The organism is Actinomadura opuntiae (genome assembly GCF_030283205.1).
Taxonomy (GTDB): domain Bacteria; phylum Actinomycetota; class Actinomycetes; order Streptosporangiales; family Streptosporangiaceae; genus Spirillospora.
This window is the reverse complement of the sequence record NZ_JASNWF010000002.1, coordinates 340,178-364,996: the sequence shown is the minus strand read 5'-3', so window position 1 is coordinate 364,996 and position 24,819 is coordinate 340,178. Positions and strand designations below refer to the sequence as shown.

General features: G+C 72.8%; 19 protein-coding genes. 6 read left to right on the top strand and 13 right to left on the bottom strand.

Translation table 11 applies throughout. The annotated features are described in order from the left end of the window. Positions 1-38: 38 nt before the first annotated feature. The 3 genes from QP089_RS05170 to QP089_RS05160 all read right to left on the bottom strand — a co-directional run bounded on the left by QP089_RS05170 (position 39) and on the right by QP089_RS05160 (position 3,709). Positions 39-857 (bottom strand): IclR family transcriptional regulator, encoded by an 819-nt coding sequence (locus QP089_RS05170; protein WP_285910131.1) that lies wholly within the window; start codon positions 855-857, stop codon positions 39-41. Positions 858-953: 96 nt separating this feature from the next. After that, positions 954-2,396 carry a multicopper oxidase family protein gene (locus QP089_RS05165; RefSeq protein WP_285910130.1) on the bottom strand — a complete coding sequence of 481 codons (1,443 nt, stop codon included), beginning with the start codon at positions 2,394-2,396 and terminating at the stop codon, positions 954-956. A gap of 128 nt (positions 2,397-2,524) precedes the next feature. After that, a complete protein-coding gene (locus tag QP089_RS05160) occupies positions 2,525-3,709 on the bottom strand; it encodes an FxsB family cyclophane-forming radical SAM/SPASM peptide maturase (protein ID WP_285910129.1) in 1,185 nt (394 codons plus the stop codon). A gap of 139 nt (positions 3,710-3,848) precedes the next feature. Here QP089_RS05160 and QP089_RS05155 point away from each other — a divergent pair, with 139 nt between their 5' ends. The 4 genes from QP089_RS05155 (at position 3,849) to QP089_RS05140 (ending at position 10,254) form a co-directional block, all read left to right on the top strand. Further along, entirely contained in the window at positions 3,849-4,073 is a 225-nt protein-coding gene (locus QP089_RS05155; protein WP_285910128.1) for an FxSxx-COOH-like cyclophane-containing RiPP peptide, read from the top strand. Further along, the gene (gene fxsT, locus QP089_RS05150) at positions 4,070-7,945 is read left to right on the top strand and encodes an FxSxx-COOH system tetratricopeptide repeat protein (RefSeq protein WP_285910127.1); all 3,876 of its coding nucleotides are present in this window, start codon (positions 4,070-4,072) and stop codon (positions 7,943-7,945) included. The genes QP089_RS05155 and fxsT overlap by 4 nt, the downstream gene beginning before the upstream one ends. A gap of 34 nt (positions 7,946-7,979) precedes the next feature. Then, positions 7,980-9,035, top strand: a complete 1,056-nt coding sequence (locus QP089_RS05145; RefSeq protein ID WP_285910126.1) for a hypothetical protein — start codon at positions 7,980-7,982, stop codon at positions 9,033-9,035. Between the two features lie 85 nt (positions 9,036-9,120). Continuing rightward, positions 9,121-10,254, top strand: coding sequence for a cation:proton antiporter (locus QP089_RS05140; protein WP_285910125.1), 1,134 nt, complete (start codon positions 9,121-9,123; stop codon positions 10,252-10,254). Between the two features lie 9 nt (positions 10,255-10,263). Here QP089_RS05140 and QP089_RS05135 read toward each other — a convergent pair whose 3' ends face one another. The 9 genes from QP089_RS05135 to QP089_RS05095 form a co-directional block, all read right to left on the bottom strand. Then, entirely contained in the window at positions 10,264-12,468 is a 2,205-nt protein-coding gene (locus QP089_RS05135; RefSeq protein ID WP_285910123.1) for a hypothetical protein, read from the bottom strand. A gap of 5 nt (positions 12,469-12,473) precedes the next feature. Further along, the gene (locus QP089_RS05130; RefSeq protein ID WP_285910121.1) at positions 12,474-13,520 is read right to left on the bottom strand and encodes a hypothetical protein; all 1,047 of its coding nucleotides are present in this window, start codon (positions 13,518-13,520) and stop codon (positions 12,474-12,476) included. Further along, the gene (locus tag QP089_RS05125) at positions 13,517-14,386 is read right to left on the bottom strand and encodes a hypothetical protein (protein WP_285910120.1); all 870 of its coding nucleotides are present in this window, start codon (positions 14,384-14,386) and stop codon (positions 13,517-13,519) included. Before QP089_RS05125 ends, QP089_RS05130 begins: the two co-directional genes overlap by 4 nt. A 375-nt stretch (positions 14,387-14,761) precedes the next feature. After that, positions 14,762-15,409, bottom strand: coding sequence for a DUF4232 domain-containing protein (locus tag QP089_RS05120; RefSeq protein ID WP_285910119.1), 648 nt, complete (start codon positions 15,407-15,409; stop codon positions 14,762-14,764). An 86-nt stretch (positions 15,410-15,495) separates the two neighbouring features. Further along, the gene (locus tag QP089_RS05115) at positions 15,496-18,027 is read right to left on the bottom strand and encodes an ATP-dependent Clp protease ATP-binding subunit (protein ID WP_285910117.1); all 2,532 of its coding nucleotides are present in this window, start codon (positions 18,025-18,027) and stop codon (positions 15,496-15,498) included. A gap of 104 nt (positions 18,028-18,131) precedes the next feature. Next, positions 18,132-18,932: an energy-coupling factor ABC transporter ATP-binding protein gene (locus QP089_RS05110; RefSeq protein ID WP_285910116.1), complete on the bottom strand. Its 801-nt coding sequence runs from the start codon at positions 18,930-18,932 to the stop codon at positions 18,132-18,134. After that, positions 18,922-19,863, bottom strand: a complete 942-nt coding sequence (gene cbiQ, locus QP089_RS05105) for a cobalt ECF transporter T component CbiQ (RefSeq protein WP_285910115.1) — start codon at positions 19,861-19,863, stop codon at positions 18,922-18,924. The genes QP089_RS05110 and cbiQ overlap by 11 nt, the downstream gene beginning before the upstream one ends. Before the next feature lie 26 nt (positions 19,864-19,889). After that, complete coding sequence (gene cbiM, locus QP089_RS05100) at positions 19,890-20,966, bottom strand: cobalt transporter CbiM (RefSeq protein WP_285910355.1); 1,077 nt, start codon at positions 20,964-20,966, stop codon at positions 19,890-19,892. Between the two features lie 143 nt (positions 20,967-21,109). Then, positions 21,110-21,886 (bottom strand): Fpg/Nei family DNA glycosylase, encoded by a 777-nt coding sequence (locus QP089_RS05095; RefSeq protein WP_285910114.1) that lies wholly within the window; start codon positions 21,884-21,886, stop codon positions 21,110-21,112. A 160-nt stretch (positions 21,887-22,046) separates the two neighbouring features. On the opposite strand from QP089_RS05095, the gene QP089_RS05090 reads away from it, so the two are divergent. After that, positions 22,047-23,165: a serine hydrolase domain-containing protein gene (locus QP089_RS05090; RefSeq protein ID WP_285910113.1), complete on the top strand. Its 1,119-nt coding sequence runs from the start codon at positions 22,047-22,049 to the stop codon at positions 23,163-23,165. Between the two features lie 33 nt (positions 23,166-23,198). On the opposite strand, the gene QP089_RS05085 is transcribed toward QP089_RS05090, so the two are convergent. After that, on the bottom strand, positions 23,199-24,086 hold the full coding sequence (locus QP089_RS05085; protein WP_285910112.1) for a VOC family protein: 888 nt from the start codon (positions 24,084-24,086) through the stop codon (positions 23,199-23,201). A gap of 115 nt (positions 24,087-24,201) precedes the next feature. Between QP089_RS05085 and QP089_RS05080 the strand changes: the two genes are divergently transcribed. Next, positions 24,202-24,360: a hypothetical protein gene (locus tag QP089_RS05080; protein ID WP_285910111.1), complete on the top strand. Its 159-nt coding sequence runs from the start codon at positions 24,202-24,204 to the stop codon at positions 24,358-24,360. The last annotated feature ends 459 nt before the right edge of the window (positions 24,361-24,819 follow it).

The following is a 24,819-nucleotide window of genomic DNA, read 5'->3' as shown; positions in this document are numbered from 1 at the left end:
TTTCGCCGCGCTCGTCGCGCTCGCCGAGGAGATCGGGCTCAGCGGCCGCCGAGCAGCATCGTGATCTCCGCGCACGTGCGCTGCACGAGCGGCCGGATCTCCTCCAGCAGCCGCTCCGTGGAGACCTCGGTCGCGGGCACCGCCACGTTCACCGCGGCGACCACCTTCCCGGACGCGTCCCGGACGGGCGCCGCCACCGACCGCAGCCCGTAGGCGAGCTCCTCGTCCTGCACCGCCCAGCCGCGCTCCCGGGCCTGCGCCAGCGCGGGACGCAGCTCGTCCGGCGACGCCACCGCGTTCGGGCCGGCGGGACCGGTGAACGACGCGCCGGTCAGCGCCCGCTCCAGCTCCTCGCCGTCCAGGTGGGCGAGGAGCAGCTTGCCCATCGACGTCCGGACGGCCGGCAGCCGCGACCCGACCTGGATGTTGGCCGTCACCAGGTCGTTGTTGCGCAGCCTGACCAGGTACAGCACCTGGTCGCCCGACAGCACTCCGAGGTTCACCGTCTGCCCGGTCGCCTCCACGAGCCGGCGCAGCGGACCGTCCGCGAGCTGCACCAGGTCGAGGCTGCGCAGCGCGGAGAACCCGAGCGTGAGCACCTTCGGCGCGGGCCGGTACGCGCCGTCCGGCAACTGCTCCAGGAACCCCTCGCCCGCCAGCGTGGACGCCATCCGGAACGCCGTCGGCATCGGCAGGCCGGTCTCGGCGACGATGTCGGTCAGCTTCATCGCCGGGCGCTGCTCGGAGAACAGCCCGAGGATGCGCAGCCCCTTCGCGAGCGCCTCCACGTGGTAGGCGCCCTTCGGACGGGCCGCGCCGCCCGCCTGGCCGGACGTCCTCTGGTTACGCGGCGGCACTCGGACTCGCTTCCTGCGCACTGACACTGGCCGCCTCATGGTAGTCAGCCCGGCGCAGACGGCGCGCCCCTCAACCCCGCCCCGGCGGCACGCGCCTCAACCCCGCCCGGCGATCCGGAACTGCCCCATCATTCCCATCGCCGAATGGTCGACGATGTGGCAGTGGTAGATGTAGTCGCCGGTGTACGCGGGGTGGAACGCCACCCGGACGCCGACCGACTCCCCCGGCCGCACCATCACGGTGTCCTTCAACCCGTCCTCGGTCGGCATCGGCGGCCCGCCATTGCGGTCCAGCACCCGGAAATCGGCCAGATGGACATGGAAATTGTGCTGGATCACCTGGTTCTCGTTGACGATCCGCCACGTCTCTACGGCGCCGCGCTCCACGGTGAAATCGATCCGGCCGGAATCGTAGGCCCTGCCATTGATGAACCCCATGCCGGTCTTCTTGTCCATGGAAAGCCGGAATTCGCGATCCGCCGTGGCCGGGCGCAGCGCGGGCAGGATCGCGAGGCGCTCCGGGACGCGGCTACAGTCCCGGACGCGTCCGCACACGTCGAAGCGGAGAATGCCGTCCGTGGACGGCCGCGTCGAGAACCCGTCACGCAGCACGACGCGCTGGCCAGGCGCATACCTGGAGAAGTCCACGACGATGTCGGCGCGCTCGCCCGGTGACAACGGAACCGAGGTCGTGGTCAGCGGCGCCCGCATAAGGCCGCGATCGGTAGCGATCTGCAGGAAGTGGTCGCCCGTCGACAACTCGACCTTGAAGAAACGCATGTTCGCGGCGTTCAACACCCGGAACCGGTACTTGCGCGCCGCCACGCGGAAATACGGCTGAGGCCGTCCGTTGACGAGAATCGTATTGCGTCCACGGAAATCCTCGGGAATGTAGACGAGGGAGCCGTCATCACCGAAACGGGCGTCCCTGAGCACGATCGGCACGTCGAAGCGCCCGCTCGGCAGCCCAAGCCCCACCTCGCATTCGTCATGCAGCAGATAAGCCCCGGCCAGCCCCCGGTACACGTGCTCGGATTCCAGATGGTGCGCGTGGTCGTGATACCAGAGCGTCGCCGCGCGCTGCCCGTTCGCATAGTGGTACCGCCTGCCCCTCCCGGGCTCCACGAGGTCCATCGGCCCGCCGTCGTCCTCCGGCGAGACCTCGCCGCCGTGCAGGTGCACCGTCGTCGGTTCGCCCAGGTGGTTCACATGCTCGACCACCACGCGCCGTCCGGCCCGCGCCCGGATGGTGGGGCCGGGGAACGCCCCGTTGTAGGCCAGCACCGGCGTCCGCACTCCGGGCAGGATCTCCGCCACCGCCGGTGCCGCGACGAGCCGGTAATGATCGGCGTCCCGCGTCGACCGCACCGGCCGCGCCTCGACCGGCACGGCCATCGGCACGGAGAACGGCGGCGGAACGCGAGCCCTCCCAGCGCCCGACGCGCCCGACGCCGCCCCGCCGACGACCCGCCCGGCAAGCCCGCCCGCGACCAACCCGAGCACCGCCCGCCGCCCCAGAATCCCCACAATCCCCGCCAAACCCCCACCGCACCCCCACCCCACCCCCTGCCTCCCCGAGCCGGCCCGGACAAAACAATGGGCGGCCGCACCGGCGGAATCGTGAATGGGACTATGCCGAACCCTTGATCGAAAAATCATTTCCGTCATCAGTGGACGGGGGCGCCGCCTAATTCGGACAGGCGCCCGACGAGCGCCGACCTAATGTGGCCGTACAACGCGTCGAGATCCGCGCAGTAGACCGAGCGGTGGTCGAAACCGCCGTCCGCGCCGTAACGGTGCGGGTAAAGGCCGCCGCCGCAGACCTGCGCCCATCGGCACGGCGCGCATTCGCCGGGAACGCCCGCCGCGCCGAGCTGCCGCACGAGCGTGGCGGGATGCCGCAGTGCCGCGTCGAATTCGTCGTGGAAGACGTCCAGGCCGAGGTCGGCCGCGGCCTCGTAGGCGACGCCGAGGGTGTCGGACTGCTCGATGTGCCCGTCGGTCTGCACCACGATGATCCCGGCGGGCGTCGTCCCCACCCCCTCCACCGCGGACGCGCCGCCGAGCAGCACGTTGATCATCTCCTCGAAGAGCCGTATCCGGACCGGCCGCACGTCCGCGCCGAACCACCGGTCGAAGACCGGGACGAGCCACCGCGCGTACGCGCCGGGCGGCCCGGCCGGCGCGTCGACCCAGGTGGCGTGCGGGAACAGCAGGTCGATGCCGGGCGGCGCGTGCGCCAGCAGCGCCTCGTAGGCGGCGACCGGGTCCTGCTCCAGGTCGATCACGCACAGCAGCCCGCCGAACAGGTGCCGGAAGGACGGCCCGGTCAGCGCCGCCAGCCCCCGCAGGACCCGGGCGTGGCTGCCGCCGTGCGCGGTGCGGCGGGCGCGGTCGTGCGCGGCGGCCCCGCCGTCGAGGCTGACGCCGATGCGCACGCCCAGGTCGTCGAACAGCTCGAGGAACTCGCGGGTCAGCAGCGTGCCGTTGGTCTGCAGCGAGAACCGCGTGCTCGTCGCACCGCCGGTGGCGTCCCGCACCGCCGCGCGCACCGACTCCACCGCGTACCGCAGCCGGGCCCGCCCCGCCAGCAGCGGCTCCCCGCCGTGCAGGATCACCGCGACATGGTCGAGCGCGTGCGCGCGGGCGTGCTCGGCGATCCGCGCGGCCGTCGCGTCCACCGCCTCGCGGGAGATCACCGGCGGGCGGTGCCGCCACCGCTGGTCGGCCATCGTGTACACGTAGCAGTACCGGCAGGACAGATTGCAGCGGCTGTGCACCTTCAGTATGAACTGCCGAAAGGGCGTCGCACCGAGTTCCGGCCGTTTCCGGTCAATATTCCGGTCGCTCATCCAATCCAGTCTCTTCGCGCCGCGCGCCCGCGTCCGTGTCACATGACGCGACTCCCCCGATATTTCCCCGTTAAGATCTTTCTGTAAAGTCCGCCCATGCCTACGATGGTGGGCCAGTCCGGACACAGGCGGTGAGGACATGACGGAAGCCGGGCGGCAGGCTCTGGTGGACCTCTCCGGAATCGACCCGGCGTCTTTGCGGTCGCCCGCGGGATCGGTGCTGGATCACGCGCTGGCGCGCGCATTGCGGGAACAACGTGAAGGGGGCTGCGGCTACGGCAGCTTCACCGACGAAGGCGTGTTCCCCGGTTTCACCGAGGAAGGCGCGTTCACCGACCCGCCGGAACGAGACGAGGACGCATGAACCCACCCCGCGCGGTGGCGGGAGGCCGCCGCGTCGACTGCACCGTCTTCACGGCCCCCGGCTCGCGGCTCGGCCGCACCGCCGCCGTGGCCAACACCGCGCTGATCCTGGCGGCCGGCGGATCCCGCGTCCTGATCGTCGACTGGAGCGGGGAGAGCCCCGCGGCATGGGACTACCTCAGCCGCTTCGAGTTCGGCCCGTCCGCCGAGACCGTCGGGCTCGGCCGGCTGCTGGACGGGCTGACCGAGGGCACCGGCGCGTGGCGGGCGCACCGCTGCCTGCCGCCCGGCACCGAGCCGATCGACCTGGTGCGGCCCGCGCCGCACGGCGACCTCCGGACGCCCTCCCTGCCCTGGGACGAGCCGCGCGGCCGCCTCATCCGGCGGCTGCGCGAGGCCATCGACGCCTCCGACTACGACCATGTGCTGGTGGACGCCCCGACCGGGCACGACCCCGACATCCTCGATGTGATCGCGCGCGGCGCCGACCGGACGGTGGTGCTGTACGAGCCGACGCGGCAGTCGGTGGACGGCGCCTTCGACATCGCCGACGACGTCGCCACCCTGGCGGTCACCCGCATGCACGTCCTGCCCGTCGAGGTGGAACCGCGCGGCGAGGACGCCTCGACGCGGCGGCTGCCGCCCGAGCGGGTCGCCGAGCGGCTCGCCGGCTTCACGGCCGGCGACGCCGCGTCCACCCCGGCCGGATCGCCGGTGCGGATCCCGTTCGTCCCCCGCTACGCCGACCGGAGGGTCCTCGCGGTCCTGGCGGAGGAGGCCGGTTCCGCGTTGGTGCGCGCGTACGCCGCGCTGGCCGAGGCGCTGACCGGCGGGCGGATCGCCGACCCGCCGGCGCTGTCCGCGCACCTGCGCGACAACTACCGCACCGCGCTCGGCCCGTCCGCGGTGCAGGAGCCGGACGAGCCGCGCCCGGCGCCGTTCACGATCGTGCACACCTGGCCGCACCGCGCGCTCGCCGACTGGGTGCGCGAGCAGTTGCGGAGCATCGGCGAGGACGCCGTCCTCGCCGGCCCCGGCGAGGAGACCGGCGGGCGCACCGTCTGGATCGCCGCGCCGGAGGAGGCCGCGTCGCCCGACCCGCCGTCCGGCCGCGCGCAGGACGAGGACCGGTTCCTCCTCCTGCTGCCGCCCGGCGCCGATCCCGCGCGGGTCCCGGACGGCGTCCGGCCGCTCGTCCTGCGCAGGGGCGGCGACGAGGGGGAGGTGCGGCTGCAGCTGTTCAGCAGGCTGGGCCTGGTGCAGGGGGTGCCCGCTCCCGCCCCGGAGGGCCGCGGCCCGGCCCCGGCGTTCCCGCTCGGCGGGCGGCGCGGGCAGATCACCAACTTCGCCGCGCCGGTGCGCGTGCCGTTCCGCGGCCGCGAGCGGGAGCTCGGCGAGCTGCGCGACCGGCTGCTGGCGCAGGCCGCCGACGGGTGCGAGCCGCAGGTGCTGGGCGGGCCGCCCGGCATCGGCAAGACCGGCATGGCGCTGGAGTACCTGCGGATGTTCGGCGGCGACTACGGCATCGTCTGGTGGATCTCGGCGCGCACCACCGACCTGGTCCGGCTCGGGCTCTCGGAGCTGGCCGACACGCTGGCCGGCGAGGAGCCGCCGCCCGGCGGGGGACGGTTCCAGCCGGTCGGCGACCGGGTCGCGGCCGTCGTGCGGCACCTGCGGGCCAAGCGGGGCGGCTGGCTGCTCGTCTACGACGACGCGCCCGATCTCGACGCGCTGGGCGACCTGGTCCCCGACGGCGGCCCCGGGCACGTGATCGTCACCTGCCGGTCGGCCCGGCCCGCGGACACCGGCTCCGCCGCCGCGCCCGCGCAGGTCGTCGCGGACACGACCAGCCTCGAGCCGATCGGCGCCGACGCGGGGGCCGAGGTGCTGCGCGTCCGGGTCGCCGGGCTGGCCGCCGAGGACGCGCGCGCCCTCGCCGCGACGCTGGACGGGCTGCCGCTGGCCGTCCAGCTCGCCGCCGCCTGGATCGGGGAGGAGGCCGCCCGCGACGCCGGCCGCTCGTCCACCACCGACGAGGCGGCGCAGCGGGCCGCGGAGCAGTACACCGGGCGGCTCGGGCCGCTGCTGGCGGAGCAGCGGACGGTACCGGAGGCGTGCCTGGAGGTGACGCTGCGCACCCTCGGGCGCGACGACGGCGGGCACGGCGGGCCGCTGGAGCGGATAGCGGTGCGGCTGCTGGAGATGTGCGCCTGGCTGGCCCCGGAGGGCGTCGGTCACGGACTGCTGTCGTCCCGCCCCTTCCTGGCGAAGCTCGCCGAGGCCGCCGGGGAGCACGACGGGGAGATCCTCCGCGACGACAGCATGATCCTCGACCAGGTGCTGCGGATCTGCGCCCGCTACGGGCTGGCGCAGATCGTCCGCAAGCGGCAGCCGATCCTGCGCATCCACCGGACCGTGCAGGAGCTCCTCCGAGCCCGCCTGAGCGCCGCCGGGCAGGACGAGGACCGCCGCGTACAGGTGCTGGAGGCGCTCGCCCAGACGGTGCCGCCCGCCGTCAGCGGATCGATCCGCCGGCACGTCGACCTGCTCACCGAGCTGCACCGGCACCTCGGACCGTCCGGCGCCACGGACCGCCCGGAGACGTGGGTCCGCCGCTGGGTCGTGGAGCAGGCGCGGTTCAACAAGACGGTCGACAGCCCGCCCGCGCTGCGCGGCCAGCTCGCCGAACTGGAGCCGCTGTTCGAGCGGTGGCCGGACGACCTGCTCAAGGGCAGGCTGCTGCGCGAGGCGGCGAGCATCCATTTCGCGCTGGGCCGGTACGGGAGCGCCCACGAGCTGGGCGGCCGGGCCCTGGCCGTCCTGCGCGACCAGGGGCCGGCCGGCGTGTACTGGACGCTGGTGCAGCGCCGCGGCCTGACCGGCGCCCTGTGCGGGCTGGGCCGCTTCGACCAGGCGCTGGCCGAGATCCAGGGCGTCTACACCGAGTCGCTCCGCCTGTTCGGCGACGCGCACCGCGAGACCGTCCTCAACCGCGTCAACCTCGCCGAGGTGTTCCACCTCATGGGCCAGTACCCGCAGGCCCTCCGGCATGCCCGGGCGGCGTGGGCGCAGCGCAAGGACGAGTTCGGGGAGAAGGACTGGCTCGCGCTGCGGATCAGCCGCCTCATCGGCGACTACCTCGGCGCCACCGGCGACTGGGAGCGGGCGTACTGGCACCTGGAGGAGCTCCGGCGCACCATGCGCGACCTGCCCGAGCCGGACCGGGCCGCGCTGATGGGGGCCCAGCGCAGCTACGCCATCGCCGTCCGGAACCACCACGAGGTCCTCGCACCGCCGGTGGAGGACGCGCGCCAGGGGCACGCCTACGCCGCGCTGCGCGAGCTGCGGGCGCTGCTGGGCGGCGGCCACCCCGCGACGCTCGCCGCCGCGCTCACCTACGCGGTCGAGAAGGGCCTCGCCGGCGACCTGGACGACGCCGTCCACCGCGCCGACCGGTGCCGGGACGGGTTCGCCACCGCCTACGCCGCCGACCACCCGTTCGTCCAGGCGTGCCGGGTGGACCGCGCCGCGCTGCTGTTGGCGGGCGCGGGTCCGGTCGGCGCGGGTCCGGCCGAGGAGGCGCTGGACGAGGCGCGGCAGGCGGGCGAGGCGCTCGCCGACCTTCTCGGAGAGCAGCACCCGTGGACGATGGTCGCCACCCTGCTGCGGTCGCGGGCGCTGACCGCGGCCGGCCGGTTCGAGGAGGCGCGGCGACCAGCGGAGCAGACCGCGGAGGCCGCGTTCGACCTGCTCGGCCGGAAGCACCCCTACACCCTGGCGGCCGTGGAGACGGCGCAGGCCGCGCGCAAGGAGCGGCCGGACGGCGCCGGACCGTGGCCCGCCGCGCTCTATCTGGACGTGCCGTTCATTTGACGGGGGATGACAGGAGATGACCGAAGGAGAGGGCATGGAGGAGACCCGCACGCTCCCCGAGAGCGTGCACATGTGGTCCGACCATCTCGCGGCCGAACCGCCCAGGGCCGACGAGATGCGCCGGTGGATGTGCCGCGCGGGGGCGCCGCACCACCTGGCCAAGTGCAACCGGGAGGTCTACGAGTTCGAGGTGGACGTGCTCGACCTTCCGGAGGTGGCCGAGGCGCTGCCGGGGGCCGCGCCGCGGCGCCGCCCGCGCTACCAGGCGGCCGAGCAGCAGTTCGCCTTCATGATGACCGACCTGGACGGCGAGCTGAGCCACGCCGAGACCGGACGGCTGATACGGATGGTGCTGCACGCCCAGCAGGGCGCGATGCTCGGCGTGGCGGTCACGCCGCACAACTACGTCGTGGGGATCGTCTTCGGCGCCGCGGCGGCGGCGGAGGAGGAACCGCCGCGGTCGCTGCCGTCCGTCCCGCTGGTCCGCGACGCCGACCGGTTCACCTGCGAGCTGGCGACGGCGCTGCGCGGCTGGCTGGGCCTGCCGTCGCAGAACCCGGGCGGCTGGCAGCCGGGCCAAGACCAGGTGCGGGGCGCACCGCCGATCGTGTCCGCGCAGCGGCTTGAGCAGGTGGAGGAGGCCGCACCGCGCCGCCGCGAGTGGTCCCTGCCGGGCGAGCCGCCCGCCACCTGGCTCGGCGACGCCCTGCATCCGGAGGAGCTGGCCTATCTCGCGCACGGCCGGGACGGGCAGGTCGTCGCCGAGGCCGACATGTTCGAGAGCCACTGGATCAGCGCGGGACGTCCGCCCGGCGAGCCCGCCGACGCCACCCGCGCGTACTACCGCGGCCTGGCGGAGAGGTTCGAGCTGCAGGCGCGGCAGCTCGGGCAGGTGGCGCGGCAGGCGGTGCGCGGACGGCTGCTGCGGATCGTGCTGGACGTCGAGCAGGGCGCCGTCTACTACTACCGGTTCAAGCGGAACGAGTACCTGGTCGGCGTCACCATGAACCAGAGCCGGGTCAGCCAGGCCGACGAGCGCCTGGGCGACCTGGTGGCCGAACTCCTGCGCGAGGATTCCCGTACCGAATAGCGATTGCCGTTGGCACGGTGCCCGGCCTACCGTCGAGTTGGGACGACGATGTCCGCGCCGTGCACTCCCACCGAGGGGCCCGACGATGGCCAAGCGCTTCGCTCTCATGCTCGCGATGGTGGCCGTCGGTGCCCTCGCCGGCCAGCTGTCCGGCCATGTGACGGCCGTGCTCGACGGCCCCGTCTACGCCCCGCTGGTGACCGCGCTGCTGGCCGTCGGCCTGTACGGCAGCACCCACGGCATCGACCTGTCGCAGCTGCGCACCGACCTGAAGACGGTGGTCCTGGCCGTCACCGTCGGCGTCCTGTGCAAGGCCGCCCTGATCACCGCGGTGATGGTCGCGGCGTTCCAGAACCCCGCCTACCTCGTGCTCGGCGTCGCCGTCGCGCAGATCGACCCGCTGTCGGTGAGCGCGCTGGGCGAGTCGTCCCGGCTGTCGCCCCGGGGCCGCAGCCTGCTGCTGGCGTGGGCGTCGTTCGACGACCCGGTCACCACGCTGATCACCATCTACGTCGCCGCGCTGGCGCTGCCGCTGCGGCACGGCGGGACGGGCGGGCACCTGGACCTCGGCGGCGCCGCGGCGTTCACCGCCGACCTGGCGGGCAACCTGGCGGTCGCGGCCGTCGCGGTCGGGCTGTTCCTCCTGGTCCGCAGGTTCGCGCCGCGCTGGGAGTTCGGGGCCGGGTGCGTGCTGCTCGCCGGCGTCCTCGCGGTCGGGGTGTGGCAGCTGTGGGTGCTGGCCGTGGCGCTCGCCGGGCTGGTCGTCCGGCCCGTGCTGCCGGGACGGCCGGACGCCGTGCAGCGGCTGCTGGACCGCTGCGTCAACGGGGCGTTCCTGGTGGCGTCCGCGCTGCTCGGCGCGGTGCTGTCGCTGGGGGTGTCGCCGCTGCCGGGGCTCGTGCTGGGCGTCACCGCGTTCGCCGCGCACGCGCTGGTGAGCCTGCCGCTGACCCGCGCGCAGTCCGGCGACCGGGGCGCGCTGGCCCTCGCGCAGCAGAACGGCATCACCGCGATCATCCTGGCGCTGCTGCTGGAACCGGCGTTCGGCGGGACGGTCGCGGTCGTCGCCCCCGCCATCCTCGTGATCAACCTGCTGTACCTGGGCGGCAACGCGATGCTCGGGCTGCGCTCCCGGTGGCCCGCCCCGGACCCGGCGCGCGCCGACAGGCCCCTGCTGACGGCGGCCGACGGGCGGCCCGCCGAGTCGCACGGCGGGTGAGGCGGCCGGCTACCCGGCCGGCAGCAGGGCCCGCCGCACCTGGAACCCCAGATCGGCGAGCAGGCGGTAGGTGTCGGTCCCGGTCCGTCCGGGCAGCCCCGCCTCCCGTCCGGACGGGCCTGCGGCGAGCTGCGTCAGCGCGCTGAGCTGCTGGATCGGCAGGTACTGCATGACGGTCTCGTAGTTGCGGCACAGGGCGGCCAGCCGGCGGGACCGCTCTCCGCCGGGCGGCTCCCCGGCCTCGCGGCCCCAGTCGCGCACCGCGTCCCGGAACGCCGTCACCACCGTCCGCGCGACCGCGGCGACACCGAGCGCCCGGACGACGTCGCCGCGCTGCAGCCGCAGCAGGTCCGCCTCCGCCGCCGGGGCGTGCTCGCCGAAGGCCGCGGCCAGCGTTCCCTCCAGCCCGCCCAGCCGCTCCAGGTCCTCCAGGACCTCGCCGAACAGCCGCTCGGCCGCGTCCGGCAGCGGCGACCGCGCCTCGGCGGGCTCGCCGCCGCGCAGTTCGCGGGCCAGCTCGGCGAGCTGCCGCTCGACCGACGTCTGCATCGCGGTCAGCTCGTAGCCGATCATCTTCACGTGGTCGCGGGTGCTGTCCTGCGCGGCGGCCAGCCGCCGCAGCGTGCCGCGCACCGCCCGCAGGTCGCCCTCGGCCGCCTCCACCTGGTCGAGCATGGTGCGCAGCAGGCGCGCGAACTCCGCCCGGAACGTCTCCGCCCGGTACGGCAGCACCGGCTCGGTGAAGTGGTCGCGGACGGCGTCGCGGGCCGCCCTGGACGCGAAGTCGTTGACGATCAGGGCGGTGCGGCATCCGGGCGCGGCGGCGCGCACCCGGTCGGCCCGCTCGACCAGGCCGGCGGCCTCTTCCGGACGCAGCAGCGACTCGGTCAGGAACAGCGCGCACCCGGTGCCGACCGACGGGATCCAGTAGTCCGCGCGCGGCCCGTCGGCGCGGCCCACCGGATGGGCCGTCTCGAAGCGCAGGTCCTGCTCGCCGAGCTCGGCGGCGATCGCCTCCCGCACCTCGGCCTGGCGGGGCCGGGCCTTGCCGCGCGCCGCCTCCACCACCATGGCCTGCGTGACCTGGCCGCTCTCCAGCGAATCCCGGTAGCACTCGTGGCAGATCTCCACCACGCGGCGGATGCTCCCCTCGGCGACCCGGGCGATGTAGTCGCAGATCTCCGGGGAGAAGGGCCGGTACCCGGTGCCGTAGCGGGTGGTCTCGACGCATCGCCGGACGTACTCGCGGACCTGCTCGGGCGTCAGCCCGCCGGTCTCGATCACCGAGGTGAGGTGGTGCTCCTTCCCCTGGGTGCCGAGGGCGGTCAGCAGCGGCGGCTGCCCCGACAGGACGAGGAACACCCCTTGGCGGACCATCAGGTCCATCAGCGCGTACAGCGCCGCCACCGTGTCGTCCTTCGGCCGGCTCGCGCTGGGCAGCACCTTCTCGATCTGGTCGAGGGCCAGCACGAACGGGCGGCGTTCCGCACCGCGGCACAGCAGCGTCAGCACGCCCATGGCCTCCAGCGCGCCGGCCTCGGAGTCGATGGGGGTGTCGATGCCGCGATCGGCCAGCAGCGGGCTCGGGTGCTCGCCGCGCAGCCAGTCCCACACCTCCGTCTCCATGTCGCTGCGCAGGAGGAGCATGAGCGCGGTGCCGTACTGCTCGTTGTCCGTCACCTCGGAAAGGCTCTCGTTCAACGCCGCCAGGAAGGTGCTCTGCTCGAGGTTGAACCGCGCGACGAACCGCTCCGGGTCGATCTTCCCGGTGCGCAGCCGGTCGCGGATGTCGGCGGGGAACCCGGTGCCGTCCAGCCAATCGGCCACGATCCGCGCGTAGTGCTCGCGAATCCACCGGAGAATGTCCGCGCGATCGAAACGGGGGAGGAAACTGTGTTTGTAGAGATCGAGGAATCCGCCGCCCTGGCCCTCGACATAGATCGGGTGCGCATCGGCGACCCGCTCATGCACCGTGCGCAGCAATTCGAACAGCAGATGGGTCTTGCCGGTGCCGTTCTGCCCGCACACGGCCACCGCCATTCCCTGGCCGCCGCCCGATGCGAGGTGGGCGTCCAGCAACCCGAGGGCCTTGGCGATCTGCGGCGTCCCGACCGTGACGACCGGTTCACCGAGATCCTGCTTCTCGGCCGCCGGGCGGAACGGAAAGGGATTGTCATCGATCGGCGGCACGGAGCCGCCCTGTGCAGCGGTCATTCCGATCACCCCTCGCCGCCCTCCGCGAGCCGGCGGACATAACTCAGGATGTCCGCCCCTGTGATGATGGTGTCAGCACCCCGACCCTTCTGCAAATAATAAGCGTAAACGCCATACAATAATTTCTGGATTGCACCTATCTGTACCATTGGCGTCTCTCCGTAGAGTGCGGTGAGTGTCTCCAGTGCGTCCTGGTGAAGTCTGGGATGGTTCCGTCCGTCCCCGGGAGGCGCGTCCCCCTGGACGAAGGCGCCCGCCCGGGCCACGACGAACTTCTCGATGTCGCCCCTGCGCAGCCCTCCCATGTCCAGGTAGCAGGAGCGGGCGCCTCCGGCCGGCGTCCACTTCTTCCGCCATCGGTCCTCCAGCTGCCGGTCCGTGCTCTCGACCAGCCAGATGGCCTTCCGGCAGGTGGCGTCCCAGTAGGGATCGAGGACCCGGACGTCGTCGGCGGGCGGGGCGAGAAGGATGAGGACGGTGCCCCTGGCCATCGTGTTGGTGAGGTGCACCATGAGATCGTCCAGGTCGGGCGGCTGGTCCCCGCCGAGCGGAGACGCCGGCCTGTACTCTGTGACGTCGCTGCGCAGCAACCCCGAAGCCTGCGCGTTCACCTCCAGGACGATGCGCGTGGCGACCTTGGCGGTGAGGTCCTCCGCCCCCTGGCGCCCCCCTGCGTGCGTGAGGTTGACGATCACCGCCCGGACCGGAGCGTCGTCGAAACACATGCCCCCCAGCTCCCGCTTCGCCCACGCCGCGCACCGGTTGACCAGCGAGGTCTTGCCGCATTTGCTCGGGCCGCCGACCGCGACGAGCAGGCCGCTTTCCTGCAGCGCGCCGAGGTCCCGCACGGCCTCCTGGAACGCCGTGAAACATTCGCGGAACCGACCGACCTCGACATGGCAGCCCAACGGGCAGGGCTCGGCATGCGCGCAGTTCAACGGCGGCGCCCCGTCGGAGAACTTGTGATCTGGGAGCAGGAACGGGTTTCGGGGGGCGGGCGCCTCGCCTTCGGGGGCGGGCCGCGCGTTTCCGGGGAGGGGCGGCGCGTTCATGCCTTGCGCATCCTCCACCAGCCGCGCAGCGGCCGTTCGAGCGCCGCCGCCACCCGCAGCGCCCGGTCATGCAGGACCTCGAGCCTGTCCTGGAACGCCCGCGCCCGCCGGCCGCGCTCGTTCGGCTCGGTCCAGTCCGCGCTCCCGATCTCGGCGCCCAATTCCTCGAGTGCGTCGGCGACGGCGCCCGGCTGCCTCCAGGTCCACTGGCGGCGCCCGGCCTGCCGCAGTTCGGCCGCGAGATTCCGCAGCGCCGCCTCCATCTTCCCCTGCGCCTCGCGTCCGGACCCCTCGCGCCAGGCGTCCAGGCACGCCCGTGCCGCGGGGGTGAAGGCGGTGACGGCCCCGTTCAAGGCCTCGGCGGCGCGGCGGCGGTCGTTCCGGCCGGACGTCATCATGCCGCCGACGATGGGGATCAGCGCGCCGATGACGACCGGCACCGAGCCGCCGAGAGGGGTGGACAGCCAGGACGGGATGCCGATGACCTCCCACCAGTGGCGGGACTTCCCGGCGGGGATCTTCGGCAGTTTCCGCTCGGCGATGAGGGCGCCGCACGCCCGGCTGAACGAGGCCCAGTCGGCGCCGCGCCAGGCGTCAATGGTGACGTCGCGGCCGTCCGCGCCGATCAGATGCCCCTTCCGTGATCCCTTCTTGAGGTGCGCCGGGTCGAGCTTGACGGCGGCGTCCACGAGCGCCTCGGCATTGGCGGGGTCCAGGCAGTAGAGCATCTGCGCGTCGACCGAGGGATTCGGTGTCGGGGCGGGCGCGGCGGACGGTCCGTCCGCGCGGGCGACGGCCGCGAAAGATCCCAGGACTGCCGGCCCCAACGCCAAGGCGAGCGCCAGACGGGCGGGCTGCCACCGCATGCAGGCTCCTCCTGCTTGACCCCGATACCCTCACGATAATCGCGCGAACCAGCAGGATAACCGTCTGGATATGCCTTTTTACGACCACTTCTGGTCTTCCTTGATGTTCACGACGGAAGATGCACGCCTCCGCCGCGACCCGTTATCGGTACCGCGTGGGGAAACCGCTGGCCATACGCGCGCACCCGGCCGCTCGCGGTCCCGCGCCCGGATTTCCGAATACGCCCGCGGCGTATTTCACCCAGGTGACCGGCCGGAGCCGGAACGTGATCATGTCCGGACGAAGGAGGCGCAGTTGCGTCTCGTGACACTGATGATCGCGCGGACGGCACCGGCATGCGGCTCGGAAATCCATTGCGTCCGGCGGTCTTCGGGTCAGCCGGGGGCCGGGCCGGGTTGCAGCGGGGTGGTGGAGATGTGGCCGTTGTTGCAGACCACGCCCTGGTTCCAGTTGACGGCGAGGTGCGAGCGCTCGTCCGGCGGGGTGATCCAGGCCAGGCCCGGGGTGGGGGCGCAGGCTCCGTGCGCCGGTTCGCGGGCGCCGGGCACGACGGTCCATTGCAGCCGCGCGTGGGCGCTCTCGCCGGGCTGGAGCCGGACGGTCTGCGGCGCGGGCGGGGAGAGGCGCTCGACGCGGGTGGGGATCGGATGGTCGGACGCGCTGAGCAGCAGCATCCCGACGTAGCCGTGGACGAAGCAGGTCGCGCCGGAGGTGTTCGTGAGGGTGAGGAAGGCGTAGCGCTGCCCCGCCGCGGGGCCTGCGGTGCTGATGCGGGCCTTCAGGTCGCCGGTGTGGCAGCGGCCGGAGGCCTGCGAGGGAGCGGAGGGGGCGGACGCCGTCGGAGTCGGGGCGAAGTCCTGCGTCATCGTCGGGGACGGCGTGCTGGGGGCGGCGGTCGTCCCGGTCGGGGTGGGCGAGGCGTCCGGACCACCGCCGTCGCCGTCGCCGTCGCCGCACGCGCACAGCAGCGCGGCCGCGGCGGCGAGCGCGATGGCGAACGGCGGCCTGGTGATCGATCCCACGCGCCCCTCCTCACGCCGGCACGAGCCGTATATGCCCGATGCCGGGCTGCTCATGGGGCCCGGCGGCGGCCATATGAGGACTGGGGCTACCGCGAGGTGACGGGCGCGTCCGCCGGGCTCGCCGTCGTGGTGACGTCGAACTGGAGGCCGCCCGGCGCCGCCGACACCTCCACGTGCCGGCCGTGCTCCAGGTCGCCGGACAGCAGCAGGTCCGACAGCTGGTCGTCCACCTCGCGCTGGATGGTGCGGCGCAGCGGGCGGGCGCCGAACTCCGGCTGGTGGCCGCGCTCGGCGATCCAGTCGACCGCCTCCGGCGTGAACGACACGGTGACGTCCTGGGCGCGCAGCCGGCGGCGCGTCTCGTCCAGCAGCAGGTCGGTGATCTGCCGCAGCTGGCCCGCCTCCAGCCGCCGGAACACGATGATCTCGTCGATCCGGTTGAGGAACTCGGGACGGAACGACTCGCGCAGCCGCCGCATGATCCGGTCGCGCAGCGCGGTGTCCTCGCCCTCCCGGCCGCCGAACCCGATCTCGGTCCGCCCGGTGATCAGGTCGGAGCCGAGGTTGCTCGTCATGATCACCACGGTGTTGCGGAAGTCGACGGTGCGGCCCTGCGCGTCGGTGAGCCGGCCGTCGTCCAGCAGCTGGAGCAGGACGTTGAACACGTCCTGGTGCGCCTTCTCGATCTCGTCCAGCAGGATCACCGAGTACGGCTGGCGGCGGACGGCGTCGGTGAGCTGCCCGGCCTCCTCGTAGCCGACGTACCCGGGCGGCGCGCCCATCAGCCGGCTGACGGTGTGCCGCTCCTGGAACTCGCTCATGTCGAACCGGATCATCCGGTCCCGGCTGCCGAACAGCGCCTCCGCGAGCGCCTTGGCCAGCTCGGTCTTGCCGACGCCGGTCGGGCCGAGGAACAGGAACCCGCCGATCGGGCGGTCCGGGTCGCCCATCCCCGCGCGGGACCGCCGGACGGCCCGCGCGACCGCCGCGACCGCGTCCTCCTGGCCGATGACGCGCTGGTGCAGGTGCTCCTCCAGCCGCGACAGCCGCTCCCGCTCGGCCTGCGTCAGCTGCGTCACCGGGACGCCGGAGATGCGCGACACGACCTCGGCGATGTCCTCGGCGGTCACCTCGGGGACGCCGACCGGCTCGTGGTCGTCGCGCATCCCGGCGAGGTCCTCCTGCAGCCGGTTGATCTCGTCGCGCAGCTCCTTGGCCTTCTCGTAGTCCTCGTCGGCAACGGCCTGGTCCTTCTCGCGGCGCCGCCGGTCGAGCCGGTCCTCCAGCTCGCGGCGCCCGCCGTCGCGCGTCCCGGACCGCAGCCGCACCCGCGCGCCCGCCTGGTCGATCAGGTCGATCGCCTTGTCCGGCAGGAACCGGTCGGTGAGGTAGCGGGTGGACAGGTCGACGGCCGCGACCAGCGACTCGTCGGTGTAGCGGACCTGGTGGTGCGCCTCGTACCGGTCGCGCAGCCCGCGCAGGATCTCGATGCTGTCGTCGGCGGACGGCTCCGGCACCATGATCGGCTGGAAGCGGCGCTCCAGCGCGGCGTCCTTCTCGATGTTGCGGCGGTACTCGTCGACGGTCGTCGCGCCGACCACGTGCAGCTCGCCGCGCGCCAGCGCCGGCTTCAGCATGTTCCCGGCGGTCATCGCGCCCTCGGCGCCGCCCGCCCCGACGAGGGTGTGGATCTCGTCGATGAACACCACCAGCTCGTCGGCGTGCGCGCGGATCTCGTCGACGACCTTCTTCAGCCGCTCCTCGAAGTCGCCCCGGTACCGGGTGCCCGCGACGACGCCGGACAGGTCCAGCTGGACGATCCGCTTGCCGCGCAGCGTCTCGGGGATGTCGTCGTCCACGATCCGCTGCGCGAGGCCCTCGGCGATCGCGGTCTTGCCGACGCCGGGGTCGCCGATCAGAACCGGGTTGTTCTTGGTGCGCCGCGACAGGACCTCGACGGTCTCCTCGATCTCCTCGTCCCGGCCGATCACCGGGTCGATCCGGCCCTCCCGGGCCAGCGCCGTCAGGTCGCGGCCGAACTCGTCCAGCGTCGGGGTCTCGGAGTGGCCGTTCCCGTTGCCCTTCGGCGGCTGCCCGCCGCCCGCCGCCGCCGCTGCCGACTGCAGCGTGTCGGGCGTGACGTGCGCGGCGTCCAGGATGCGCCCCGCGCTGGAACCGCGGTCCAGCGCCAGCGCGAACAGCAGGTGCTCGGGACCGATGTAGGACGACCCGAGCGCGCGCGACACCTGGTGCGAGTCCAGCAGCGCGCGCTTGGCGGCCGGGGTCAGCTCCGGCTGCACCTCGCGCGGGTCCCCCCGGTAGGCGTGGTTCTCGATCTCCTGCCGGATCGCGTCGGGGTCGGCGCCGGCGCGCTCCAGCCAGTGCCGGGTGCCCTGCTGCCGCGTCGCCGCCCACAGCAGGTGGTCGGCGTCCAGGTCGCGGCTGCCCCACTGCGCCGCCTGCGTCGCCGCGTCGCGGACGAGTTCGCGCGCGGGCTCGCTCATCAGCCGGGCGAGGTTGATCCGCTCGGTCGGCCGCCGGTGCGCCCGCGTCCCGAAGAACCGGGCGAGCATCTCCTCGAACGGGTCCATCCCGCCGGATCCGTACCACGCCGTCATTGCGAACCCCCCGTCCCGTGCTTCGGTCCCACGATGGCAACGGTGTGGACCGTGCCCACGCCGGTGCGCCGGAAACCCCAGGTGAGCGCCCGTGCGGGCGGTGATCAGCGGCGGCTGCCGGGATGGATCAGGTTGACCGACAGCAGCAGGTCGCGGTCGGCCAGGACCTCCTCCGGACCGCCCTCCGCGACGATCCGGTGCTCCTCGGAGAAGACCACGCAGCGGTCGGCGATGCGGGACAGCACGTCCAGGTCGTGCGTGGCGTGCACGATCGTCTTGCCGGCGGCGCCGAGCTGCTCGATCAGGTCGGTCAGCCAGTACTGCGAGCGCGGGTCGAGCGCCGCCGTCGGCTCGTCGAACAGCAGCACCTCGGGGTTGGTGACCAGCACGGACGCGATCGCGACCCGCTTCTTCTGGCCGCCCGACAGCTGGAACGGCGCCCGGTCGGCGAGCGCCTCGATGCCGAGCATCGCGATCACCTCGTCGACCCGGGCGGACGCCTCGTCCGCGCCCAGGCCGAGCTGCAGCGGCCCGAACGCGATCTCCTCGCGGACGTTCGGCGAGAAGACCTGCGCGTCGGAGTTCTGGAACACGAACCCGACCCGGGACCGGAACGCCTGCGAGAACTGCTCGTCCTCCAGGGTGTCCTCGGTGACGGGCTGGCCGAACGCGGTGAACGCGCCCGAGCTCGGGAAGACCAGCCCGTCCAGCAGCTTGAGCAGGGTCGACTTGCCGCAGCCGTTCGCGCCGAGCAGCGCGACCCGCTCCCCCGGGCGGACCGTCAGCGACACCCCGTCCAGCGCGGGATAGCGGTCGAGATAGGAGTAGCTGACCTCGCGGCACTCGAACGTGACGCCGGCGGTGCTCGCGGTGGCGGGCTCGGCCGTCTTCGGATCAGTTGCCAAGAAAGTGGTCCCCGATGAGTATCGCCGCGGCCAGCGCGGCGCAGCAGAGGGCGGCGGCGGTGTCGGCGCCGGTGAGCCGGAACGACTCCAGCGTCTTCGCGTCGCCGCGATAGCCGCGCGCCGTCATCGCCTGGTGCACCTCTTCCGACAGCTGGTTGGCCTTGCCGAACAGCGCGCCGCCGCTGGCGCCGAGGAAGGCGCGGGCGCCGCCGTCGTGCTTGGCCGCCCCGATCGTACGGGACGTGCGCGCCTGGTACATGTCGGTGACGGTGTTGAGCAGCAGGAAGATGTACCGGTACGCCATCCCGATGATCAGGATGAAGATCCGCGGGACGCCGACCGAGCGCAGCGCCGCCAGCAGCCGCACCCACGGCGTGGTCAGCGTCAGCAGCACCACCAGCGAGATCGACACCGCGACCCGGCTGACGACCAGGCCCGCGGACGTCAGGCCCTGGCTGGTGAACCCCTCGGCGCGGCCGTGCCAGTGCCACAGGGTCAGCACCACATCCCCGTGCGTGACCACGGACAGCGTCGCGGGCAGCACGACGATCCCCGTGAAGATCGGCACGAACAGCCACACCCGCTTGATGAAGAACCCGACCGGCAGCCTGGACGCGGCGGCCAGCGCCAGCGTCACCGCGTACACGGCGACGAGCGTCGGGATGTTGCGGGCCAGCCCGGCGGCGACCAGCAGCACGATCAGCGACAGGAACTTCACCCGCGGGTCGATCCGCTGCAGCAGGCCGCGCTGCCGCGCCGTGTCGTCGCTGAACATGACCTGGCGCAGCAGCCCCGCGCCGCCGTTCAGCGTCTTGCGCAGGTAGCTGCCCTTCTTCCGCTTGCCGATGCAGCCGCACGGGCACATCGCCAGCTCGTTCCGCAGCAACCACTGCGGCACCTGAACCCGCTCACCAACGGCCTGCTCGCTCACGACCGCACCCTCCGTGGACACCGCGCTCATGACTGCTGGGCCGTCTCGTGGCGGCGGGACGCGCCGCGCCGGGCCGCCCAGCGGACCACCGCGGTGATCAGGAAGATCGCGGCGCCCACGATCGCGATGCCGACGACCGCGGAGACGATGTAGCCGGCCGTCGGGTGCGCGTCGGAGGTGAAGTCGTAGCCGTCGAACAGCGCGTGGTGCCAGAAGCCGTTGTACTTGTTCAGCCCGCTCGGCACCGCCGACAGGCCGTACTTGTGCAGGTCGAGGTCCTCGGGGGCGTCCTCGCCGAACGCGCCGCCGGGCGCGAGCAGGCCGAGCGGCGTCAGCACGACCATCACCGCCACCGCGCCGAGCGCGATGTGCAGCGGCCGGACCCGGCGCGGCGCGTTCTCCTTCCCGCCGTCCGCCGCGGCGCCCGCGTGGTTGACGCGCAGCAGCGGCAGGTTGGCGCGCTGCAGGTAGGCCACGACGCCGCCGGTCAGGATGCCCTCGGCGAAGCCCGCGATGGTCAGGTGCGCCAGCATCATCGCCGGGATCGTCTGGCTCAGGTGGTACGGCGCGTACAGCGGCGCGCCCGCGGCGTTGTGGAACAGGTCGGGCTGGACGCCGAACTCGATCGCGGCCGCGAACGCCGCCGCGTTGATCCCCGCATACCCGCCGGCGGCCGCGGCGAGCGCCCGGCGCGGGGCGGTCAGCTCTGACCGTCCGGCGATCAGCTTGTACACCCCGTACCCGACGAACGGGGCGAGGACGGCCATGTTCGCGCAGTTGAAGCCGAACGCCAGCACGCCGCCGTCCCCGAACAGCAGGGCTTGGAAGCCCAGCGCCACGCTGACCGCGAGCACCGCCGCCCACGGCCCCAGCAGGATCGCGATGATCGTCGCGCCGATCGCGTGCGCGGTGGTGCCGTCCGGGATCGGGATGTTGAACATCATCACCAGGAAGCTGACGGCGGCCAGCACGGCCAGCGTCGGCACGTGCCGGTTGCGGACCACGCGCTGCACGCGGCGGACCGCGACCGCCCAGGCCGGCACGGTGATGGCGTACCCCACCGCGCAGGTCTGCGGGCTCAGGTACCCGTCGGGAATGTGCATGCCCACCCACTCACGCTCAACGACGCACAGTTGCCGCAGTTGCGACCTTCTTGCAATAAGTTAGTCGAACTCGGCACACCCGACCACAGCCGCCCCGCCAGGTAAGGCCACTGCACCCCTCCGGCCACGCACGGCCCCGGCCCTCACGCGGGCTGGCAGTGCCCGCACCACACCGTCATCCGCCCGGAGACCCGGCGGCGGGACAGCCGCGTGCCGCAGCGCGGGCAGGTGCCGTCCGGGTCGTCGCGCGCCCCGGTCAGCCAGGTGCGGCGCGGCGGCACCCGCTCGGCCTCGACCGACCGGCGGAGCACGTCCTGCATCGACCTGTGCAGGGCCTTCACCTCGCCGGTGTCCAGGTCCCGGGACTGGCGAAGCGGGTCGATGCGGGCCCGCCAGCAGATCTCGTCGGCCAGCAGGTTGCCGAGCCCGGCGATCACCGACTGGTCGGTCAGCGCGCTCTTGAGCCGGCCCCGGCGGCTTCCCAGCCGCTCGGCGAGGGCGTCCCGCGACAAGCCGAGCGCATCGGGTCCGAGGTCGGCGAGCCGCCGCTCCGCCTCGCCGCCGTCCTCGGCGAGCCGGACGCCCTGGAGCTTGCGCATGTCGCGAAAGCGCAGTTCGCCCTCACCGAGGCACCAGATGATCCTGTCGTGCGGGTGCACCTGGTCGCCGGCGGGATGCCACGACAGCGATCCGGTCATTCCGAAATGCAGCATCAGTACCGGCCCCTGCGCCGGTGCGAGCAGCCATTTGCCGTGCCTGCGCGGCTCCTCGAACCGGTGCCCGCGCAGCGCGCGGTCCAGCCGCCCGGCGCTCACCCCGCGCAGGACGCCGGCGTCGCGCACCTCGACCGACCGGATGCGGTCGCCGGTGTGCGCGGCGAGCACCCCGCGGAAACCCTCGACGTCGGGCAGCTCCGGCATGCCCTTCCCCTACCCGCTGTGCGCTTTCCGCGCCCCGGTTTGTCACCGTTGGCCATGGTGCGGGCGCGGCCCGTGGAGTTACCGTCCGGTAGACCGAATCGGAAACGCTCGCTATTCGATTCGGCGTCGCATGCCCGACCACCCCTCCCCGGGAGCCCCCATGCGCCGCAGACCCGCCGCGCTCGCCCTGGCCACCGCCCTCACCCTCGCCCTCACCGCCGCCCCCGCCTCCGCGTCCCCCGCCCCGCCGGGCCCGCCCGGCGGGCAGGTCGCGCCGGCCACCGCGTCGGCCCTCGCGGCGGCGCAGCTGCCGAACTTCGACCCGCTCACCCCGTCCGCCGACCCGGTGGCCCTCACCAGCGACCCGCACGACCTCGGCAAGGTCACCTACACCTACAACGGGCAGACGCACACTGTCCGGGACTACCTGAACCGCGCCGCGCAGGGCTTCGTCGTCCTGGACGGCAGCACGATCGTCGACGAGTGGTACGCGGCCGGCTACTCCAAGGACTCGCTGTTCCAGTCCTGGTCGATGGCCAAGTCCTACACCGCCGACGCGATCGGCGTCGCCCTCGCCGAGGGGAAGATCCGCTCCATCGACGACACGGCCGGCGCCTACGTCCCCGAACTGGCGAACACCGCCTACGGGGCCGTGACGATCCGGAACCTCCTCCGCATGGCGTCCGGAATCGGGTGGAACGAGACCGTCGACGACGTCCCGCTGCACGTCGGCGTCAGCCTCGGCCTCTACAGCACCCTGCAGTTCGCGGCCACGCGCACCAAGGCCGTCGAGCAGGGCACGCAGTTCAACTACACGAGCCTCAACACCGCCGTCCTCGCGCTCGTCCTGCAGAAGGCCACCGGCATGCCGTTCTACCGGTACCTCCAGGAGAAGATCTGGGGCCCCGGCGGCATGGCCGCCACCGCCTACGTCGGCAACGACTCCCACGGCGACGGCCTCGGCTACTGCTGCATCTACGCCACCGACCGCGACTTCGCCCGCATGGGCAAGCTCATGCTGGACGGCGGACGCGGCGTCGTCCCGGCCTCCTGGGTCGCCCAGGTCGGCACGCCGTCCGGCGTCAGCCCGTCCTACGGCCTCGGCTGGTGGATCGACGGCACCGACGGCTACTACGCCAGCGGACTCGGCGGGCAGCTCATCTACGTCTCGACGAAGTACCACGTCGTGATCGTCAAGAGCACGTTCCTCAACCCGGACGAGGGCGAGACGCTCCCGGCCTTCCGCGCCATCGCCGCGGAGGTCGCCCGCACCCGCTGACCTGCCGGAGTGACCCGCGCCTACGCGCGCGGGTCACTCCTCCATGTGCGGATTGACGAACACGTTCTTGATCTCCTCGGCCGTCAGATCGCCGCGTCCCGTCAGGTCGTTGCGGGGATCGGTGAACCGGAACCGGTAGCCGCCGGGCGGCAGATGTCCGATCTCCCACCAGTTCCCGTCGAGGTCCTTGAGGTAGAACGAGTACACGCCGTGCTGCCGCACCGGCTTGTTCAGCTCCTTGACGCCGTACTCGTCCCGGACCTCGTTGATGGCCCGGTACGCCTCGTCCACTTCCTCGTCGCTGCCCACGTCCAGGCCATTGTGATAGAGCAGCGGCATATCCGGCCGATCCGGTTTCGATTCCACGCAGACGTACGTGTGGTCGCCACCGAGACGAATGTAGAGCGCCGCCTTCATCGGCTGGACGACCTCCAGCCCGAGGACCTCCTCGTAGAACCGTCGGCTGGCCGCGACATCGGTGATCTTGAGCGTCCCGTGGGACAGGAACCGCGTCTTCACCACGGGTTCCTTGGTCGACCGCTGCGTGATCCCCGGCATGGCGCTTCCCTTCACCTCGACGGCGATCGCCACCATTCCATAGGCCCCTTTTGTCCACAATGCCGGAAGGGTGAGTATTCGTATGGGCGTCGCGCCAATACCCTCCGCATTGCCGGCCACGGACATCAGCCGCCGTCGTCGGCGTGCCGCACCATTCGCCCCGAACCCGCGCGACCTGCTTGAGCGCAGCCTTGACCTCGTCTCTCCGGCCGCCGGCGATGGCGCCACTCGATGCCGGCCAGGATCGCGCGCGCCTTGGCGATCCCGTCCCGCCTGGCCGGCGTCGCCCATGACAAGCTTGGCGCGCCGGTCACTGGGATCGGGCACGCGCTCTACATAGCTCAGCCCCTCCAGCTCGTCCACGATGCTGCTTGTTCTGCCCGGACAGCCACGACCGGCTCCGTCGCGCGCACCCCCCGACTCCCCGAGCACGGCCAGCACCGTCCCGTACCGCGCCCTCACCCGCGGATGCCCCTCCTTGGCCAGGCGCGCAAACAACTCGTCCTGCAACGCACGCCCGAGCCGCCCGGCCCAGTACGGCCGCTGGGCCAACGCCGAGGACGTCGCCCTGGACGTCCGCCCCGGCGGCTCCTGGAGCTCGTTCACGGTCACCTCCACCGGTGACCGCGTCCCCTGACCGGCGTCTACACCGAGGTCGTCGAGCGCGAACCGCTCGTGATGGGCATGCACGGTTTCCGGCCGCGGGGCCTTCAGAGCCTTGTATAAGGGTGATGACTGTTCGGGCTCGTAGGCGTAGACGGGACCCTGGAATGGCCGGAAGGGTGTTCGTGTCATAGGCGGAGGGGTTGGCCGTGCGGTGGGGTGGCGCTGGCGTACGGGGCCGGCTCCGCCTGCCCCGCCCGGGTCGCGCCACCCCACCGCCCCCGAACCAGAGGACCAAGAGGCAAGTCGGGGGCGTGCTCGCCTCACTCCCGCGATCGGGAGAGACGATCACCTGATGGGCGCGCCGCTTCAACGGCCCCTGCCGTCCTAGAGCGCATCAGCGTGTTCCCCTGTGTCGGGCTGGGGCGTCCTTGCAGCCGGTCAGAGCGCCCAGACCCCTAACCGCAAGAGGCAGGGCAGCCGCGGTGAACGC

Coding starts and splice junctions, on each gene's coding strand:
- QP089_RS05135 (WP_285910123.1), bottom strand. CDS start 12,468: ATGACCGCTGCACAGGGCGGCTCCGTGCCGCCGATCGATGACAATCCC.
- QP089_RS05130 (WP_285910121.1), bottom strand. CDS start 13,520: ATGAACGCGCCGCCCCTCCCCGGAAACGCGCGGCCCGCCCCCGAAGGC.
- QP089_RS05125 (WP_285910120.1), bottom strand. CDS start 14,386: ATGCGGTGGCAGCCCGCCCGTCTGGCGCTCGCCTTGGCGTTGGGGCCG.
- QP089_RS05095 (WP_285910114.1), bottom strand. CDS start 21,886: ATGCCGGAGCTGCCCGACGTCGAGGGTTTCCGCGGGGTGCTCGCCGCG.
- fxsT (WP_285910127.1), top strand. CDS start 4,070: ATGAACCCACCCCGCGCGGTGGCGGGAGGCCGCCGCGTCGACTGCACC.
- QP089_RS05155 (WP_285910128.1), top strand. CDS start 3,849: ATGACGGAAGCCGGGCGGCAGGCTCTGGTGGACCTCTCCGGAATCGAC.
- QP089_RS05160 (WP_285910129.1), bottom strand. CDS start 3,709: ATGAGCGACCGGAATATTGACCGGAAACGGCCGGAACTCGGTGCGACG.
- cbiM (WP_285910355.1), bottom strand. CDS start 20,966: ATGCACATTCCCGACGGGTACCTGAGCCCGCAGACCTGCGCGGTGGGG.
- QP089_RS05090 (WP_285910113.1), top strand. CDS start 22,047: ATGCGCCGCAGACCCGCCGCGCTCGCCCTGGCCACCGCCCTCACCCTC.
- QP089_RS05140 (WP_285910125.1), top strand. CDS start 9,121: ATGGCCAAGCGCTTCGCTCTCATGCTCGCGATGGTGGCCGTCGGTGCC.
- QP089_RS05115 (WP_285910117.1), bottom strand. CDS start 18,027: ATGACGGCGTGGTACGGATCCGGCGGGATGGACCCGTTCGAGGAGATG.
- QP089_RS05145 (WP_285910126.1), top strand. CDS start 7,980: ATGGAGGAGACCCGCACGCTCCCCGAGAGCGTGCACATGTGGTCCGAC.